Source organism: Virgibacillus sp. GM2-2 (assembly GCF_055329585.1).
Genome location: NZ_JBUZWC010000159.1, coordinates 1 through 237 on the forward strand (window position 1 = coordinate 1; position 237 = coordinate 237).

Consider the following 237-nt stretch of genomic DNA (forward strand, 5'->3'; position numbering starts at 1 on the left):
CTGGTAGGACAAGCTTCCGCTCTTGCTGACGATTTCGCGCACGAGGTTGGAGACTTCGAGATTGACCTTGATCGCCACTTCCTCGTCGAGGTAGATCGCCGGCTCGACCTCGAGCTTGAGGCCGACGTCGAGGTAAGCGACCGACTCGGAGACGAATCCCGTCGCCGTCGACGTCGTCGTGATCACCGGCACGCGGTCGCCGATCTGGATCCGCGCCTTTTCCTTGTTGCGCACGCG

The 237-nt window shown here is 62.0% G+C and carries 1 protein-coding gene; it reads right to left on the minus strand.

Translation table 11 applies throughout. From position 1 onward, the window contains the following. The coding region (locus ACY9Z2_RS19365) for a secretin GspD/PilQ domain-containing protein (protein WP_463611304.1) at positions 1-237 on the minus strand (237 nt) is incomplete at both ends.